The sequence below is a fragment of the Burkholderia sp. Bp8991 genome (genome assembly GCF_003853795.1).
GTDB lineage: Bacteria > Pseudomonadota > Gammaproteobacteria > Burkholderiales > Burkholderiaceae > Burkholderia.
This window is the reverse complement of sequence record NZ_QTQJ01000019.1, coordinates 130,866-147,523: the sequence shown is the minus strand read 5'-3', so window position 1 is coordinate 147,523 and position 16,658 is coordinate 130,866. Positions and strand designations below refer to the sequence as shown.

Annotated in this window: 17 protein-coding genes; 13 read left to right on the top strand and 4 right to left on the bottom strand. The window is 67.9% G+C overall.

Features of this window, described 5'->3' with window-relative positions:
* Window positions 1–17: 17 nt before the first annotated feature.
* Entirely contained in the window at window positions 18–584 is a 567-nt protein-coding gene (locus tag DIE02_RS22100) for an adenine phosphoribosyltransferase (RefSeq protein WP_124486502.1), read from the bottom strand.
* A 78-nt stretch (window positions 585–662) separates the two neighbouring features.
* A complete protein-coding gene (locus tag DIE02_RS22095) occupies window positions 663–2,669 on the bottom strand; it encodes a monovalent cation:proton antiporter family protein (RefSeq protein WP_044847457.1) in 2,007 nt (668 codons plus the stop codon).
* Between the two features lie 125 nt (window positions 2,670–2,794).
* Here DIE02_RS22095 and kdsD point away from each other — a divergent pair, with 125 nt between their 5' ends.
* The 11 genes from kdsD (at window position 2,795) to DIE02_RS22040 (ending at window position 12,026) form a co-directional block, all read left to right on the top strand.
* Window positions 2,795–3,778 carry an arabinose 5-phosphate isomerase KdsD gene (gene kdsD / locus DIE02_RS22090; RefSeq protein ID WP_124486503.1) on the top strand — a complete coding sequence of 328 codons (984 nt, stop codon included), beginning with the start codon at window positions 2,795–2,797 and terminating at the stop codon, window positions 3,776–3,778.
* Entirely contained in the window at window positions 3,778–4,314 is a 537-nt protein-coding gene (locus DIE02_RS22085) for an HAD family hydrolase (protein WP_124486504.1), read from the top strand. The genes kdsD and DIE02_RS22085 overlap by 1 nt, the downstream gene beginning before the upstream one ends.
* 3 nt (window positions 4,315–4,317) lie before the next feature.
* Window positions 4,318–4,932: an LPS export ABC transporter periplasmic protein LptC gene (gene lptC, locus DIE02_RS22080; protein ID WP_044847460.1), complete on the top strand. Its 615-nt coding sequence runs from the start codon at window positions 4,318–4,320 to the stop codon at window positions 4,930–4,932.
* Window positions 4,933–4,952: 20 nt separating this feature from the next.
* A complete protein-coding gene (lptA, locus tag DIE02_RS22075) occupies window positions 4,953–5,618 on the top strand; it encodes a lipopolysaccharide transport periplasmic protein LptA (protein WP_044847461.1) in 666 nt (221 codons plus the stop codon).
* A complete protein-coding gene (gene lptB, locus DIE02_RS22070) occupies window positions 5,615–6,391 on the top strand; it encodes an LPS export ABC transporter ATP-binding protein (protein ID WP_124486505.1) in 777 nt (258 codons plus the stop codon). The genes lptA and lptB overlap by 4 nt, the downstream gene beginning before the upstream one ends.
* Window positions 6,392–6,548: 157 nt before the next feature.
* Window positions 6,549–8,054, top strand: coding sequence for an RNA polymerase factor sigma-54 (locus DIE02_RS22065; RefSeq protein ID WP_044847463.1), 1,506 nt, complete (start codon window positions 6,549–6,551; stop codon window positions 8,052–8,054).
* A 159-nt stretch (window positions 8,055–8,213) separates the two neighbouring features.
* The gene (hpf, locus tag DIE02_RS22060; protein ID WP_006477786.1) at window positions 8,214–8,573 is read left to right on the top strand and encodes a ribosome hibernation-promoting factor, HPF/YfiA family; all 360 of its coding nucleotides are present in this window, start codon (window positions 8,214–8,216) and stop codon (window positions 8,571–8,573) included.
* Between the two features lie 169 nt (window positions 8,574–8,742).
* Window positions 8,743–9,282, top strand: a complete 540-nt coding sequence (locus tag DIE02_RS22055; protein WP_044847464.1) for a PTS sugar transporter subunit IIA — start codon at window positions 8,743–8,745, stop codon at window positions 9,280–9,282.
* A 129-nt stretch (window positions 9,283–9,411) separates the two neighbouring features.
* Window positions 9,412–10,380 (top strand): HPr(Ser) kinase/phosphatase, encoded by a 969-nt coding sequence (gene hprK, locus DIE02_RS22050; protein ID WP_006483133.1) that lies wholly within the window; start codon window positions 9,412–9,414, stop codon window positions 10,378–10,380.
* A gap of 75 nt (window positions 10,381–10,455) precedes the next feature.
* Entirely contained in the window at window positions 10,456–11,364 is a 909-nt protein-coding gene (gene rapZ / locus DIE02_RS22045; protein ID WP_044847465.1) for an RNase adapter RapZ, read from the top strand.
* Window positions 11,365–11,390: 26 nt separating this feature from the next.
* Entirely contained in the window at window positions 11,391–12,026 is a 636-nt protein-coding gene (locus tag DIE02_RS22040) for an LON peptidase substrate-binding domain-containing protein (protein WP_124486506.1), read from the top strand.
* Window positions 12,027–12,146: 120 nt separating this feature from the next.
* On the opposite strand, the gene mutY is transcribed toward DIE02_RS22040, so the two are convergent.
* The gene (gene mutY, locus DIE02_RS22035) at window positions 12,147–13,253 is read right to left on the bottom strand and encodes an A/G-specific adenine glycosylase (RefSeq protein ID WP_124486507.1); all 1,107 of its coding nucleotides are present in this window, start codon (window positions 13,251–13,253) and stop codon (window positions 12,147–12,149) included.
* A 37-nt stretch (window positions 13,254–13,290) separates the two neighbouring features.
* Window positions 13,291–14,118: a bifunctional DNA-formamidopyrimidine glycosylase/DNA-(apurinic or apyrimidinic site) lyase gene (gene mutM, locus DIE02_RS22030; RefSeq protein WP_044847468.1), complete on the bottom strand. Its 828-nt coding sequence runs from the start codon at window positions 14,116–14,118 to the stop codon at window positions 13,291–13,293.
* An 86-nt stretch (window positions 14,119–14,204) separates the two neighbouring features.
* Between mutM and DIE02_RS22025 the strand changes: the two genes are divergently transcribed.
* Together DIE02_RS22025 and lolB are read left to right on the top strand one after the other, a co-directional pair.
* Window positions 14,205–16,028: a tetratricopeptide repeat protein gene (locus tag DIE02_RS22025; protein ID WP_124486508.1), complete on the top strand. Its 1,824-nt coding sequence runs from the start codon at window positions 14,205–14,207 to the stop codon at window positions 16,026–16,028.
* On the top strand, window positions 16,028–16,648 hold the full coding sequence (lolB, locus tag DIE02_RS22020) for a lipoprotein insertase outer membrane protein LolB (RefSeq protein ID WP_124486509.1): 621 nt from the start codon (window positions 16,028–16,030) through the stop codon (window positions 16,646–16,648). The genes DIE02_RS22025 and lolB overlap by 1 nt, the downstream gene beginning before the upstream one ends.
* The last annotated feature ends 10 nt before the right edge of the window (window positions 16,649–16,658 follow it).

Genomic DNA, 16,658 nt, shown 5'->3' with positions numbered 1-16,658 from the left:
GGGCCGGCTCCAGTGGTTCAGTGGCCGGCGAATTCGGTGACGGTATAGACGGGCAGCCCCGCGTTGCGCAGCAGCGTCGAGCCGCCGAGATCGGGCAGGTCGATGATCGCCGCGCCTTCGACGACGACCGCGCCGAGCCGCTGCAGCAGGTTGCGCCCCGCCATCATCGTGCCCCCGGTCGCGATCAGGTCGTCCATGATGATCACGCGGTCGCCGGGGCGGCACGCGTCTTCATGGATCTCGACGGTCGCGCTGCCGTATTCGAGGTCGTACGATTCCGAGCGCGTCTTGTACGGCAGCTTGCCGAGCTTGCGGATCGGCACGAAGCCGACGCTCAGCTCGTACGCGACGATCGGCGCGATGATGAAGCCGCGCGCGTCGAGCCCCGCGACGTAGTCGAGCTTCGCATCGACATAGCGTTCGACGAACAGGTCGACGAGGATGCGCAGCGCCTTCGGGCTCTGCAGCAGCGTCGTGATGTCGCGGAACTGCACGCCCGGCTGCGGCCAGTCGGGCACGGTGCGGATCTGGCTGTGGATGAAGGCGACCGGATCGAGCGGTGCGCCCGGCGACGAATGCGGCATGAAACTCTCCGAAAAAAACGGTGCGCGAAGATCGGGCACCGTTTCGAATAAATACGGGTCAGGTTATCGAAGCGCGACTCAGGCGAGCGCGGCCGGCGGCTCGCGCCGATGCCGCGACAGCCGCTCCTCCGCGAGCGCGAGCGCTTCGGGCAGCCCGCGCAGCACGACGATGTCGCTCGCGCGCAGCTTGGTCTGCGGGTCGGGTTCGACGCCGCGGATGCCGTGCCGGCGGATCGCCGTGACTTCCAGCCCGAGCGCATACAGCCCGAGCTCCTCCAGCGAGCGCCCGACCGCATCCGCGCGCGCGTCGACCGGCACCGATTGTAGCCGCACCTGCTCGTGATCGTCGTCGTCCGTGTCGTCCGCGCCGCGGAAATAGCCGCGCAGCAGGCTGTAGCGCTCGTCGCGCATCTCCTCGACGCGCCGCACGACCTTGCGCATCGGCACGCCGACCAGCACCAGCGTGTGCGACGCGAGCATCAGGCTGCCCTCGACGATCTCCGGAATCACCTCGGTCGCGCCCGCCGCGAGCAGCTTCTCGAGATCGGCATCGTCGACCGTGCGCACGATCGCCGGCAGCGTCGGCTCCAGCTCGTGAACGTGGTGCAGCACGCGCAGCGCCGACGGCGTATTCGCATACGTGATCGCGACGGCCGCCGCGCGATGGATACCGGCCGCGAGCAGCGACTCGCGGCGCGCCGCGTCGCCGAACACGACCGATTCGCCGGCCGTCGCGGCCGCGCTCACGCGATCGGGGTCGAGGTCGAGCGCGACGTACGAAATGCCTTCCTGCTCGAGCATGCGCGCGAGGTTCTGCCCCGCGCGGCCGTAGCCGCAGATGATCACGTGGCCGCGCTGCTTGAGGCTTTGCGTCGCGATCCGCGTCATCTGCAACGACTGCTGCATCCATTCCGTCGACGACAGCCGCATCACGATCCGGTCGGCGTTCTGGATCAGGAACGGCGCGGCGAGCATCGACAGCAGCATCGACGCGAGGATCGCCTGCAGCAGCGTCGAATCGACGAGATGCCGGTCGAGGATCAGGTTCAGCAGCACGAAGCCGAATTCGCCGGCCTGCGCGAGGCCGATGCCGGTGCGCATCGCGACGCCCGGCGTCGCGCCGAACAGCCGCGCGAGCCCGGCGATCATCGTCCCCTTGAACAGGATCTGCCCGACGAAGAAGCCGAGCACCAGCAACGGATGCTCCCAGATCACGCGCGGATCGAGCAGCATCCCGGTCGTCACGAAGAACAGGCCGAGCAGCACGTCGCGGAACGGCTTGATGTCCTCTTCCACCTGATGCCGGAACGGCGTCTCGGAAATCAGCATCCCCGCGATGAACGCGCCGAGCGCGAGCGACAGGCCGAAGCGGTCGGTGATGAACGCGGCGCCAAGCGTGACGAGCAGCAGGTTCAGCACGAACAGTTCCTGCGAGCGGCGCCGCGCGACGACGTTGAGCCAGCGCGTCATGAAACGCTGGCCGACGATCAGCAGCAGCGCGAGCGCGATCACAATCTTGACGGCCGCGAACCCGAGCGTGAGCGCGAGATCCTTCGACGACTCGGCGCCGAACGCGGCGATCACGATCAGCAGCGGCACCACCGCGAGATCCTGGAACAGCAGCACGCCGAAGATGTTGCGGCCGTGCGCGGTCTCGATCTCGAGCCGCTCGGCGAGCATCTTCGACACGATCGCCGTCGACGACATCGCGAGCGCGCCGCCGAGCGCGACGCTGCCCTGCCACGTGATGTGCACCCAGCGCTCGAACAACGCGCCGAGCACGACCGCGAGCGCGAGGGTCGCGACCACCTGCAGCAGCCCGAGCCCGAACACGAGCCGCTGCATCGCCCGCAGCTTCGCGAGCGAGAATTCGAGGCCGATCGAGAACATCAGGAACACCACGCCGAATTCCGCGAGATGCTCGGCCCGTTCGAGGTCCGCGGCGATGCCGAACGCGTGCGGGCCGACCAGGATGCCGACGGTCAGGTAGCCGAGCATCGGCGGCAGGTTCAGTGAGCGAAATACGACGACGCCCACTACCGAGGCCAGCAGCAGCAGCAGGGTCATTTCGAGCGGGGAAATCACGGGCGAAGCGTCCTCGTTCGTCGGGGCCACGGCAAGGCGGGCGCGGGTGGTGGCGGTAGGCAAGCGGCATCGGACGAGTCCGAAGGCGCGGCGCGGCGAACAAACGCCTTTGCTATACTCCGCGCATGATAGCGAAAATCAATGATGATCGGGCGCTCGCGCTCGCCCGCGACGTGCTCGACATCGAGGCGGACGCCGTGCGCGCGCTGCGCGACCAGCTCGACGGCGACTTCGTCCAGGCCGTCGCGCTGCTGCTCGGCTGCCGCGGCCGCGTCGTGGTATCCGGCATCGGCAAATCGGGGCATATCGCCCGCAAGATCGCGGCCACGCTCGCCAGCACCGGCACGCCGGCCTTCTTCGTCCACCCGGCCGAGGCCAGCCACGGCGACCTCGGCATGGTCACGTCGGACGACGTCTTCATCGGCATCTCCTATTCCGGCGAATCGGAAGAACTCGTCGCGATCCTGCCGCTCGTGAAGCGGATCGGCGCGAAGCTGATCGCGATCACGGGTCGTGCGGAATCGAGCCTCGGCACGCTCGCCGACGTGAACCTGAACGCCGCGGTGTCGAAGGAAGCCTGCCCGCTGAACCTCGCCCCCACCGCGAGCACGACTGCCGCGCTCGCGCTCGGCGACGCGCTCGCCGTCGCGGTGCTCGACGCGCGCGGCTTCGGTTCCGAGGATTTCGCGCGCTCGCATCCGGGCGGCGCGCTCGGCCGGCGCCTGCTCACCCACGTGCGCGACGTGATGCGCTCGGGCGACGACGTGCCGCGCGTCGGGCTCGACGCGACGCTGTCGGACGCCCTGTTCCAGATCACCGCGAAGCGGCTGGGCATGACCGCCGTGGTCGGGCCCGACGGCCGCGTGGCCGGCATCTTCACCGACGGCGACCTGCGCCGTGTGCTCGCGCGCGACGGCGATTTCCGCACGCTGCCGATCGTCGACGTGATGACGCGCGAGCCGCGCACGATCGGCCCCGACCATCTCGCGGTCGAGGCCGTGGAACTGATGGAGCGCCACCGGATCAACCAGATGCTGGTGGTCGATGCCGACGGCGCGCTGATCGGCGCGCTGAACATGCACGACCTGTTTTCGAAGAAGGTGATCTGATGAGCGCAGCGCTGACTGCGGCCGAACGCGCGAGCCGCGTGAAGCTGATGATTTTCGACGTCGACGGCGTGCTGACCGACGGCGGCCTGCTGTTTACCGCGGCCGGCGACGCGATGAAGTCGTTCAATTCGCTCGACGGCCACGGCGTGAAGCTGCTCGGCGAAGCCGGCATCGCAACCGCGATCATCACCGGCCGCCGCTCGGAAATCGTCGCGGCACGCGCGAAGGAAATGAAGATCGCGCACCTGTTCCAGGGCGTCGAGAACAAGCTCGCCGTGTTCGCCGACCTGATCGCATCGCTCGGCATCACCGCCGACGCCTGCGGCTACATGGGCGACGACTGGCCCGACCTGCCGGTGATGCTGCGCTGCGGCTTCGCGACGGCACCGGCCAACGCGCACCCCGAGGTGATCGCGCGTGCGCACTGGGTGGCCGAGGCCCGCGGCGGCCACGGCGCGGTGCGCGAGGTCTGCGACACGATCCTGCGCGCGCAGCGCCGCTACGACGCGCTGCTCGCGGCTGCCTGTGGAGCCTGACGGATGAACACGCATTTCCGCTGGACCCAGCTGCTGCCGCTCGTCGCGGTCGCCGCGCTCGCGGGCATCACGTGGTGGCTGCTGCAGGCGACGCTGCCGCCGCCCGGCGAGGGTGCCGTGCGGCCGAAGCGCCACACGCCCGATTATTTCGCGGACAACTTTTCCGTCACCGAGCTCGACCAGTCCGGCTCGACGCAATACCGGCTGACGGCCGCGAAGCTGATCCATTACGAAGACACCGACAACAGCGACCTGACCGATCCGGCCATGCGCGCGTTCCAGCCCGGCAAGCCGGTCGTGACGACCACCGCGAAGCGCGGCACCGTCAACGGCGACGTGTCGATCGTCGACTTGTACGACGATGCGCGCATCCTGCGCGTGGCCGGCGGCGGCGATCCGCAGATGCAGGCCGATTCCCAGCATTTCCGGATCTTCGTCAATGACGATGTGATCCAGACCGAAAAGCCGGTTAAACTTCAGCGCGGCCTGTCGCTCGTCAATGCGACCGACGGCATGAAGTACAACAACGTCACCCGGGTCATCGAGCTTTACGGCAACGTGCGCGGCACGATCGCCGCGGCGGACACGTCCGGCGGCTCGAAAGGTCAATCCAGGTGACGCATCCCTCACGTGACTGCATGAACGAACCGTTCCCTCGACAGAATTCCGGCGGCGCTGCGCGCGCCGTCCGCGCCGCGCTCGCCGCGACGCTCGTGGCGCTCCCGCTCGTCGGGCTGGCGCCGCTCGCCCATGCCGAGAAGGCCGACCAGAACAAGCCGATCAACGTCGAGGCGGACAACCTGACCTATGACGACCTGAAGCAGGTGACGGTCGCGACCGGCAACGTCGTGATCACGAAGGGCACGATCATCATCAAGGGCGACCGCGTCGAAGTGCGCCAGGATCCGGAAGGCTATCAGTACGCGACGTCGTTCGGCAGCGGCAAGAAGCACGCGACGTTCCGCCAGAAGCGCGAAGGCCTCGACGAATACATCGACGGCGACGCCGAGCGCATCGACTACGACGGCAAGCAGGACCTGACGACGCTGACGACCGCCGCGACCGTGCGCCGCCTGCAGGGCACGTCGACGATCGCCGACACCGTGCACGGCAGCGTGATCACGTACGACGGCCAGCGCGACTTCTACACCGCGAAGGGCGGCAAGGACGTCGCGGCGCCGGGCAACCCGAACGGCCGCGTGCGCGCGATGCTGTCGCCGAAGAACGGCGGCCCCGGGCAGCTGAACGGTGCGCCGGCGAAGCTGTCGCCGTCGACCACGATCCAGGGAGCGCCGGCCCAATGAACGCGCTTCCGAACCGCCAGCCGGCCGGCACGACGAGCTCGCTCGTCGTGCGCAACCTGAAGAAACGCTACGGCTCGCGCACCGTCGTCAAGGACGTGTCGCTCGACGTGAAGAGCGGCGAGGTCGTCGGCCTGCTCGGCCCGAACGGCGCCGGCAAGACGACGTCGTTCTACATGATCGTCGGCCTCGTGCCGACGGATGCGGGCGAAATCTCGCTGAACGGCAGCTCGATCGGCCTGCTGCCGATCCACAAGCGCGCGTCGCTCGGCCTGTCGTACCTGCCGCAGGAAGCGTCGGTGTTCCGCAAGCTGACCGTCGAGGAAAACATCCGCGCGGTGCTCGAGCTGCAGCACGGCGAAGACGGCAAGCGGCTGTCGAAGGACGCGATCGCGTCGCGCACCGAGGCGCTGCTCGACGAATTGCAGATCGGCCACCTGCGCGAGAACCCGGCGCTGTCGCTGTCGGGCGGCGAACGCCGTCGCGTCGAGATCGCGCGCGCGCTCGCGACCAATCCGAACTTCATCCTGCTCGACGAGCCGTTCGCCGGCGTCGACCCGATCGCGGTGCTCGAGATCCAGAAGATCGTCAAGTTCCTGAAGCAGCGCAACATCGGCGTGTTGATTACCGATCACAACGTCCGCGAAACGCTCGGCATCTGCGACCACGCTTACATCATCAGCGACGGTTCGGTGCTCGCCGCCGGCGCGCCGAGCGAAATCATCGAAAACGAAAGCGTGCGCCGCGTGTACCTCGGCGAACACTTCCGCATGTAAATCCCCCGTGGCTGGCCGCCCCCGCCCGGCATCGCCGCGCGGGGCGCGCCCGCGTGTCCTGCGGCCCCGCCGCGGCCGGGCGCCGCGCCGCGCGTAATCGCGGATGGCTCAAGGCGCCTGGGTCGTGGCAAACTGCCGGTATGACTCCCTCTCTGCCATGAAAGCCAGCCTTCAACTCCGCCTGTCGCAACACCTGGCGCTGACACCGCAACTGCAGCAGTCGATCCGGCTCCTGCAGCTGTCGACGCTCGAACTGCAGCAGGAAGTCGCGATGGCCGTCGCGCAGAATCCGCTGCTCGAGAACGACGACGAATGGATCGCGAGCCCGCTGCGCGTCGCGGCGGACGGATCGCTGATCGCGCAGACGCCGCCCGGACAGAACACCGAACCGGGCATCACGAACGGCAGCAGCCAGTCGAGCGAACGCGCCGAGCGCGACGAGCCGGCCGGCGCCGACGAATACGACGGATACGCATCGGGCGACGCCGGCGACGGCCCGCAGTGGAATCTCGACGAGTTCGGCCGCTCGAGCGGCGCCTCGGACGATGACGATCTCCCGCCGCTGCAGGTGCAGGAAGCCGCGACGTCGCTGCGCGACCACCTGTCCGCGCAATTGCGCGTCACGCAGGCCGGGCCGCGCGACCGCGCGCTCGTGATGTTCCTGATCGAATCGCTCGACGACGACGGCTACCTGACCGCCACGCTCGACGAAGTGCTCGCCGACCTGCCGCCCGAACTGGAAATCGACTGCGACGAACTGAATGCGGCGCTCGCGCTGCTGCACAGTTTCGATCCTGCCGGGGTCGGGGCCCGCTCGGCGTCCGAATGCCTGAAGCTGCAGTTGCTGCGCCTCGATCCGTCCCCCACCCGCACGCTCGCGCTGGAGATCGTGTCGCAGCACCTCGAACTGCTCGCCGCGCGCGACTTCACGCGGCTGCGCAAGCAGCTGAAGGCGAGCGACGACGCGCTACGCGACGCGCACGCGCTGATCCGCTCGCTGGAGCCGTTCCCCGGCGCTGCCTACGGCAAGGCCGAGGCCGACTACGTCGTGCCCGACATCATCGTGAAGAAGGCCGGCCAGGGCTGGCTCGCGGAACTCAATCCGGAAGTGATGCCGCGCCTGCGGATCAACAACCTGTACGCGAACATCCTGCGCAACAGCCGCGGCGACCCGTCGGCCGGATCGTTGAAACAACAGCTCCAGGAAGCACGCTGGCTGATCAAGAACATCCAGCAGCGATTCGACACGATCCTGCGTGTCGCGCAGGCTATTGTCGAACGTCAGAAGAACTTCTTTGCGCATGGCGAAATTGCCATGCGCCCCTTGGTTTTGCGGGAAATAGCTGATACGCTGGGCCTACACGAGTCGACTGTCAGCCGTGTGACAACCGGGAAGTACATGCTGACCCCGTTCGGGACGCTGGAATTCAAGTACTTCTTCGGATCACACGTTTCGACCGACACCGGAGGCGCCGCATCGTCGACCGCCATCCGAGCCCTGATCAAGCAACTGATAGGAGCTGAAGACCCCAAATCGCCACTTTCGGACAGCCGCATTGCCGAGCTGCTGGCAGAACAGGGATTCGTGGTTGCGCGCCGCACGGTTGCCAAGTACCGCGAAGCCCTCAAGATCCCGGCAGTGAATCTGCGCAAGTCTCTTTAAGCCTGCTGCCTGCCCGGCGGCAGGCGTGTTCCGGCCACCGCGCACTCGGGGAACAGGCCGGGCGACTTGTCCGCGAATTTGCCGCGCCATGCGGCAGGGGCAAGTCGACCGGAGCGCCGCCTCGATGCGGCCGGGTGGTCACTCGCTTGGAGAAGCACTATGAACCTGAAGATCAGTGGACATCATCTCGAAGTCACGCCTGCAATTCGCGAATACGTGATCACCAAGCTGGACCGGGTGCTACGGCATAGCGATCAGGTGATCGATGGCACTGTGATCCTCTCGGTCGACAATCACAAGGAAAAGGACAAGCAGCAGCGCGCGGAAATCAACCTGCATCTGAAGGGCAAGGACATCTTCGTCGAAAGCGCAAACGGCAACCTGTACGCTGCGATCGATCTGCTGATCGACAAGCTGGATCGCCAGGTCGTCAAGCACATGGAGCGTCTGCAGACCCATGCGCACGACCCGATCAAGCTGCAGCCGTCGATCGACCAGATCGAACTGCCGCCGCAATAACGTTCACCGCAACACACACGCCGCCCGGTTCGCCGGGCGTTTTTTTTGCGTCCACGCGGCAGTGGTGCGACCGGTCCGTCCATGCCGCGCCACGCACGCGGCTGTGCTCTATAATGTTCCGGTTATCGCCGGGGGGCGTTGGGTGCGGTAGCTGTCGTGCAGGTTTCCGATGCCGAACGCCTTGATATCGCCGAACATGGAAAATCAGTCTGCCGCCGCAAGGAGACCCCAGGCCGCCCAATCGCCTGCCAACATGAATCGCCTAGCCAAAATCCTGCCCATAGAGAACGTCGTCATCGACCTCTCCGTCACCAGCAAGAAACGCGTCTTCGAACAAGCCGGGCTGATGTTCGAGAATCAGAACGGCATCGCCCGCAGCACCGTCACGGACAACCTGTTCGCGCGCGAGCGCCTCGGCTCGACCGGGCTCGGCGAAGGCGTCGCGATTCCGCACGGGCGCATCAAGGGGCTCAAGCATCCGCTCGCCGCCTTCGTGCGGCTCGCCGACGCGATCCCGTTCGAAGCGCCCGACGGCCAGCCGGTCGGTCTCCTGATTTTCCTGCTCGTCCCCGAGCAAGCCACCCAGCAGCACCTCGAGATCCTGTCGGAAATCGCGCAACTGCTGTCCGATCGCGACGCGCGAGAGCGTCTGCACAACGAAACGGATCTCGCCGAGTTGCATCGCCTGCTCACTCAGTGGCAACCTTGAGTTGATCCGGGCGGATTATTTTCCCGAACGAGGCGGCACACGCCGCCGACCAGGGCCGCCCGGCGCCGGTCCGGCATGGCGACGCCCGTCGCCGCGCGCATGCACCGGCTCATTGGAGTGACGAGAGTCATGGATACGTCCAGCATCAACGCCCAGAGCATCTTCGACGACAACGCGGCCACGCTGAAACTGAGCTGGCTGACGGGGCATGAAGGCTGGGAGCGCGGTTTTTCGGCCGACACCGTCGGCAACGCGACGTCGAGCGCCGACCTCGTCGGCCACCTGAACCTGATCCACCCGAACCGGATCCAGGTGCTCGGCGAAGCCGAAATCGACTACTACCAGCGGCAGACCGACGAAGACCGTTCGCGCCACATGGCCGAGCTGATCGCGCTCGAACCGCCGTTCCTCGTCGTCGCCGGCGGCGCCGCCGCGCCGCCCGAGCTCGTGCTGCGCTGCACGCGCTCATCCACGCCGCTGTTCACGACGCCGATGTCGGCGGCCGCCGTGATCGACAGCCTGCGGCTCTACATGTCGCGCATCCTCGCGCCGCGCGCGACACTGCACGGCGTGTTCCTCGACATCCTCGGGATGGGCGTGCTGCTCACCGGCGACTCCGGGCTCGGCAAGAGCGAACTCGGCCTCGAACTCATCAGCCGCGGCCACGGCCTCGTCGCCGACGACGCGGTCGACTTCGTCCGACTTGGCCCCGATTTCGTCGAAGGCCGCTGCCCGCCGCTGCTGCAGAACCTGCTCGAAGTGCGCGGCCTCGGCCTGCTCGACATCAAGACGATCTTCGGCGAAACCGCGGTGCGCCGGAAAATGAAGCTGAAGCTGATCGTCCAGCTCGTGCGCCGCCCGGACGGCGAATTCCAGCGGCTGCCGCTGGAAAGCCAGACGGTCGACGTGCTCGGTCTGCCGATCAGCAAGGTCACGATCCAGGTCGCGGCCGGCCGCAACCTCGCGGTGCTGGTCGAGGCGGCCGTGCGGAACACGATCCTGCAGTTGCGCGGCATCGACACGTTGCGCGATTTCATGGATCGGCAACGACTCGCGATGCAGGATCCCGACAGCCAGTTCCCCGGCAAGCTCGTGTAACCGCCCCGCGCCGGCCTCGCAGCGCCGACGCGTCGAGCCGGTGCTATGATGAAACGTCAGGATTCTCTGCTTCCCATGCGCATCGTCCTCATCACCGGCATCTCCGGCTCAGGCAAGTCCGTCGCGCTGAACGCGCTCGAAGACGCAGGCTACTACTGCGTCGACAACCTGCCGCCGCACGTGCTCCCCGAACTCGCCCGCTACCTGGCCGACGGCGGCCAGCACCGGCTCGCGGTCGCGATCGATGCGCGTTCGAGCGCATCGCTGGACGAAATGCCCGGCCTGATCCGCTCGCTGTCGCTCGAGCACGATGTCCGCGTGCTGTTCCTCAACGCAAGCACGCAGGCGCTGATCCAGCGCTTCTCCGAAACGCGCCGGCGCCACCCGCTGTCCGGCTCGCCGTCGCACGACGCGAACGTCGGGCTGCTGTCGTCGCTCGAGGAAGCGATCGAGCGCGAACGCGAGCTGGTCGCGCCGCTCGCCGAATTCGGCCACCAGATCGATACGAGCACGCTGCGCGCGAACGTGCTGCGCACGTGGGTCAAGCGCTTCATCGAGCAGAAGAACAACGACTTGATGGTGATGTTCGAGTCATTCGGCTTCAAGCGCGGCGTGCCGCTCGATGCCGACCTGATGTTCGATGTGCGCGCGCTGCCGAACCCGTACTACGACCATGAGCTGCGCCCGCTCACCGGGCTGGACCAGCCGGTCATCGCCTTTCTCGACGCACTGCCGATCGTCCACCAGATGATCGACGACATCCATGCGTTCCTGATGAAATGGCTGCCGCACTTTCGTGAAGACAACCGCAGCTACCTGACCGTCGCCATCGGCTGCACGGGCGGTCAGCATCGCTCGGTGTTCATCGCGGAAACGCTCGCCGCGCGCCTCGTGCACGATGCGAACGTGATCGTGCGGCATCGTGACGCGCCGGTGGATGTCGACGCGTCGTCGCGGCTCGTCACCGAGGTCGAACGACCTTAGCGACACCGCCCTCTCGCCGGCGCGCCATGTCCACCCTATCGACCACCCTGATCGACCTGCCGCTGTTTCCGCTGCATACGGTGCTGTTCCCCGGTGGCTTGCTGCCGCTCAAGGTATTCGAGGCGCGCTATCTCGACATGTCGCGCGCGTGCCTGCGCGACGACGCGCCGTTCGGCGTGTGCCTCCTGAAGAGCGGGCCCGAAGTCGCGCAGGACGGCGCCGTGTCGGTGCCCGAGACGATCGGCTGCATGGCGCGCATCACCGAGTGCGACACCGGCGAATTCGGGATGCTGTACCTGCAGGCGATCGGCACGCAGCGATTCGAGTTGCTGTCGTATCGCGTCGAAAGCAACGGGCTGCTGGTCGGGATCGCGGAGCCGCTGCCCGACGACATCCCGCTCGAAGGCGAACAGGCGCTCGCACAATTCGGCTCGTGCGCCGAGGTGCTCGAGCGCATCATCGAAGCGCTGAAGAAGTCCGAACCGGACAAGATGCCGTTCGGCGAACCGTTCCGCCTCGACGACCCGAGCTGGGTGTCGAACCGACTCGCGGAACTGCTGCCGCTCGACCTGCGCGCACGGCAGAAGCTGATGGAGTTTCCGGATGTCGGCGCGCGGATCGACGCCGTGCACCACGTGCTCGACCGGCACGGCTGGCTGTAAGGCGCGGCCGGCCAGCCGCGTCGCACCGGCGTCGCCGGGCGGATCATCCTGACGGGCGAGCCGACCGCGTCGGCGCGGCACTTCCGTAAGCACGGCCCGCGCCGCGCCCTTTCCCCATCGTTACAGCAACGACCCGCTCAGCGCATCGAGCAGCTTGCGCACGGGCGCCGGCACGCCGTACGCATCGAGCCCGGCGAGCGGCACCCACGCCGTCTCGGCATCCCGTGCATGCGCAAGCGGAAGGCCGCCGTTCGTCATGTCGCTCAGCCGCGGCTCGATCTCGAGCCGGAAATGCGTGAACGTGTGCGTGAACGGCGCGAGCGGCACCGGGCCGCCGCCGCCGAAGCCACGCGCGAGTTCCGCGAGCGCCGCGTCGCCGTCCGCCTGCGGCAGGCACCACAGGCCGCCCCAGATGCCGGCCGGCGGACGCCGTTCGAGCAGCACGGCGTCGCCGTCGCGCAGCACGAGCATCCAGGTCTTGCGCGTCGGTACGGCCTTCTTCGGCCGCGCGGCCGGCAGTTCGCGCTGGCGGCCCGTGGATTGCGCGACGCAGTCGCCCGCGAACGGGCAGCGCGCGCAATCCGGCTTGCCGCGCACGCACAGCGTCGCGCCGAGATCCATCAGCCCCTGCGTATAGGCGCTCACGTCGGCCGCGTTCGCGGCATCCGGCAGCAGCGATTCGGCCAGCGCCCACATGTCGTTCTCGACGCGCTTCTCGCCCGGAAAGCCCTCGACGCCGAACACGCGCGCCAGCACGCGCTTCACGTTGCCGTCGAGGATCGTCGCGCGTGCACCGTATGCGAACGACGCGATCGCCGCGGCCGTCGAACGGCCGATGCCGGGCAGTTCGGCGAGCGCTTCCGGCGTCGACGGGAATACGCCGCCATGCTCGGCGACGACGACCTGCGCGCAGCGGTGCAGATTGCGCGCGCGCGAGTAGTAGCCGAGCCCGGCCCACAGCGCCATCACGTCGTCGGACGGCGCGGCCGCGAGCGCAGCGACGTCGGGAAAGCGCTCGAGAAAGCGCGTGTAATACGGGACGACGGTCGAGACCTGCGTCTGCTGCAGCATGATTTCCGACAGCCAGATCCAGTAGGGATCGCGGGTGTTCTGCCACGGCAGGTCGTGGCGGCCGTGCTCGCGCTGCCAGGCGATCAGTCGCGTGGCGAACGTGCGATGCAGCGGCGTGACGGGGAACGGAGCGGGGGCGATGCGGGGCGGCTTCAAGTGTTCGAATCTTCGGAAAAAGGTTGCAACGCGGGGCTCAACGCTGGCAGGTCGGGCAGTAATAAGTCGAACGCTGACCCTGCACGATCTGGCGGATCGGCGTGCCGCAGACGCGGCAAGGCAGCCCCGCACGGTCGTAGACGAAGCAGTCGAGCTGGAAATAGCCGCTTTCGCCGTTGCTGCCGACGAAATCGCGCAGCGTACTGCCGCCGCGCTCGATCGCGTCGGCGAGCGTCGCGCGCACCGCGTCGGCCAGCCGCTCATAGCGCGGCAGCGACACCTTGCCGGCCGCGGTCGTCGGCCGGATGCCCGCGCGAAACAGGCTCTCCGACGCATAGATGTTGCCGACGCCGACGACCATGTCGCCCGCGAGCAGCGCCTGTTTGACCGACACCGTGCGGCCGCGCGTGCGTGCGTGCAGCAGCGCGCCGGTGAACGCCGGCGAGAACGGCTCGACACCGAGGCTCGCGAGCAGCGGATGCGCATGCACGTCGCCGGCTTCGCGCGGGTGCCACAGCACGGCGCCGAAACGGCGCGGATCGCGGAACCGCAGCACGAATTCGTCGAAGATCCAGTCGATGTGGTCGTGTTTCGCAGCCACCGGCACGCCGGCCGCGGGCAGCACGCGCAGCGTGCCCGTCATCCCGAGATGGACGATGAACCAGCCTGCGTCGACCTCGAACAGCAGATACTTGCCGCGACGCTCGACGGCGAGCACCTCGCGCGCGCGCAACTGCTCGGCGAGCCCCGCCGGCACGGGCCAGCGCAGCATCGCAGTACGGACGTCGACACGCTCGACGCGGCGGCCCGCGACAAAGGGCTCGATGCCCCGGCGCGTGACTTCGACTTCTGGCAACTCTGGCATGTTCTACGGGTCTGAAACTCGATTCACGATCGTGCGTGTATTGTAGCGAGCGCGTTACAATCGGTTGAAACATCGAACGGATTTCCATGACCCTGCCCTCGAAGCTGCTTCTGAAGCGCCCCGCCGCCGAGCGCGGCGTGCGTGCCTTCCCGGTCCGCCGTGCGCTCGGCGCCGCGCTGTTCGCCGCCTGGACCCTCACCGCCATCCCGGCTCACGCGCAGGATCCGGCATCGGACGACGCGGAGCCGCAGGGCGCGTTCGAGCACGTGATGCCGGACGAGCAGAAGAATCTCCCGGGCGTCCCGCTGACGAGCCAGATCGTCTACCAGGTACTGGCCGCCGAAGTCGCGCTTCAGCGCAACCAGCCGGCGCCGGCCTACCAGACCTACCTCGCGCTCGCCCGCGACACGCGCGATCCGCGCATGGCGCAGCGTGCGACCGAGATCGCGCTCGGCGCGCAAAGCCCGGCCGACGCGCTGTCCGCGGCCAATCTCTGGCGCCAGTACGCACCGGATTCGAACCGCGCATCGCAAGTCGACGCCGCGCTGCTGGTGCTCGCCGGCAAGCCGGCCGACGCGCAGCCGATGCTCGCGCGCGAACTGGCCCGCGCGACCGGCGAAACGCGCGGCCCCGCGATCCTCGCACTGCAGGCGCTGCTGGTGCGCGGCGCGGACCGCGTCGGCGGCCTCGCGGTGCTGAAGGACATGCTGAAGAACGACATGAACCGTCCCGAGGCGCAGCTCGCGATCGCGCGGCAGCAGCTCGCGGTCGACGACAAGGAAGGCGCCGCGCAGTCGCTGAAGCAGGCGCTGCAGATCCGCCCCGACTATCTGCCGGCGGCGCTGATGCTGTCGCAGATGGGGCCTGCCGAGCGCGCAGCCGGCATCACGTCGTTCGAGAAATATGTTCAGCAGAATCCGAAGTCGCGCGATGCGCGCCTCGCACTGTCGCAGCTCTACCTCGCCGACGACCGCCTCGACGACGCGCAGAAGCAGTTCGAGACGATGCGCAAGCTCGACGCGAAGGACCCGACGCCGCTGATGGCGCTCGCGCTGATCAAGATCCAGCAGAAGAAACTCGACGACGCGAACGCATACCTGAAGCAGTACGTGCAGCTCGGCAACAAGCAGCCGAACCTCGACGTCGGCCAGGGCTACATCTACCTCGCGCAGATCTCGATCGAACAGGGCAATGACGCGCAGGCGTCGCAATGGCTCGACAAGGTCGACCAGACGAGCCAGCACTACCTGCCCGCGCAGATCACGCGCGCGCAGCTCCTGCAGAAACAGGGCAAGACCGACGAGGCCCGCAAGGTGCTCGACGACCTGCCGATCAGCGATCCGCGCGATGCGGCCGTGGTCGCACGCACCGACGCGTCGATCCTGTTTACCGCGAAGCGCTATCCGGAAGCCGAGGCGCGACTCGCGCAAGCAGTCCAGGACTTCCCGGACGATCCCGACCTGCGCTACGACTACGCGATGGCCGCCGAGAAGACGGGCCACTACGCGGCAATGGAAAAGCAGCTGCGCGAGCTGATGCGCACGCAGCCCGACAACCCGCAGGCGTACAACGCGCTCGGCTATTCGCTGGCCGATCGCAACCAGCGCCTGCCCGAAGCCAGCAAGCTGATCGACAAGGCGCTGTCGCTCGCGCCGAACGACGCGTACATCATGGACAGCCTCGGCTGGGTGAAGTACCGGATGGGCGACGCGGCCGGCGCGGCGAAGGTGCTGCGGCGCGCGTACGAGCTGCAGCCGAACGCCGAGATCGGCGCGCACCTCGGCGAAGTGCTGTGGAAGAGCGGCGCGCAGGACGACGCGCGCACCGCGTGGCGTGCCGCGCAGAAGCTCGAGCCCGACAACGACACGCTCGTGCAGACGCTCAAGCGCCTGCAGATCAACGGCCTCTGATGCGGATGTTCCCGATGCTTTCCCTGTCTTCCCGCGCGCTGCGCACGCTGGCCGCGGCCGGCGCCGCGCTCGCGCTCGCCGGCTGCGCGAGCACGCCGCCGGCGGCGAATGCGCCGGCGGGCGCCGTGCTGCAAACGGCCGCGACGCACGCGTACCACGGCCGTTTCGCGGTGCAGTACAACGATCGCCTCGGCCGACCGCAGAACGTGTACGGCAACTTCGACTGGCAGGAGTACGGCGACGACGTGTCGCTGGAGCTGCGCAGCCCGCTCGGCCAGACGCTCGCGGTCGTGAAATCGACACCGCAGGCCGCGTCGCTCGAACTGCCGAACCGCCAGCCGCAATACGCGACGGACGTCGGCGAGCTGATGCAGAACACGCTCGGCTTCTCGCTGCCGCTGGCGGGCCTGCGCTACTGGCTGCTGCCGACGCCCGCGCCCGCGACGCCCGCGCAGACGGTGCGCGACCCGGCCGACACGACGCACGTCAAGCAGATCCGCCAGGACGGCTGGACGATCGACTATCTCGCCTACGCGGACGCACCGGCCACGGGCGTCAAACGCGTCAACCTCGTGCGCGCGACGCCGCCGCTCGACATCAAGCTCGTGCTCGACCAGTAAGCACGTGAAC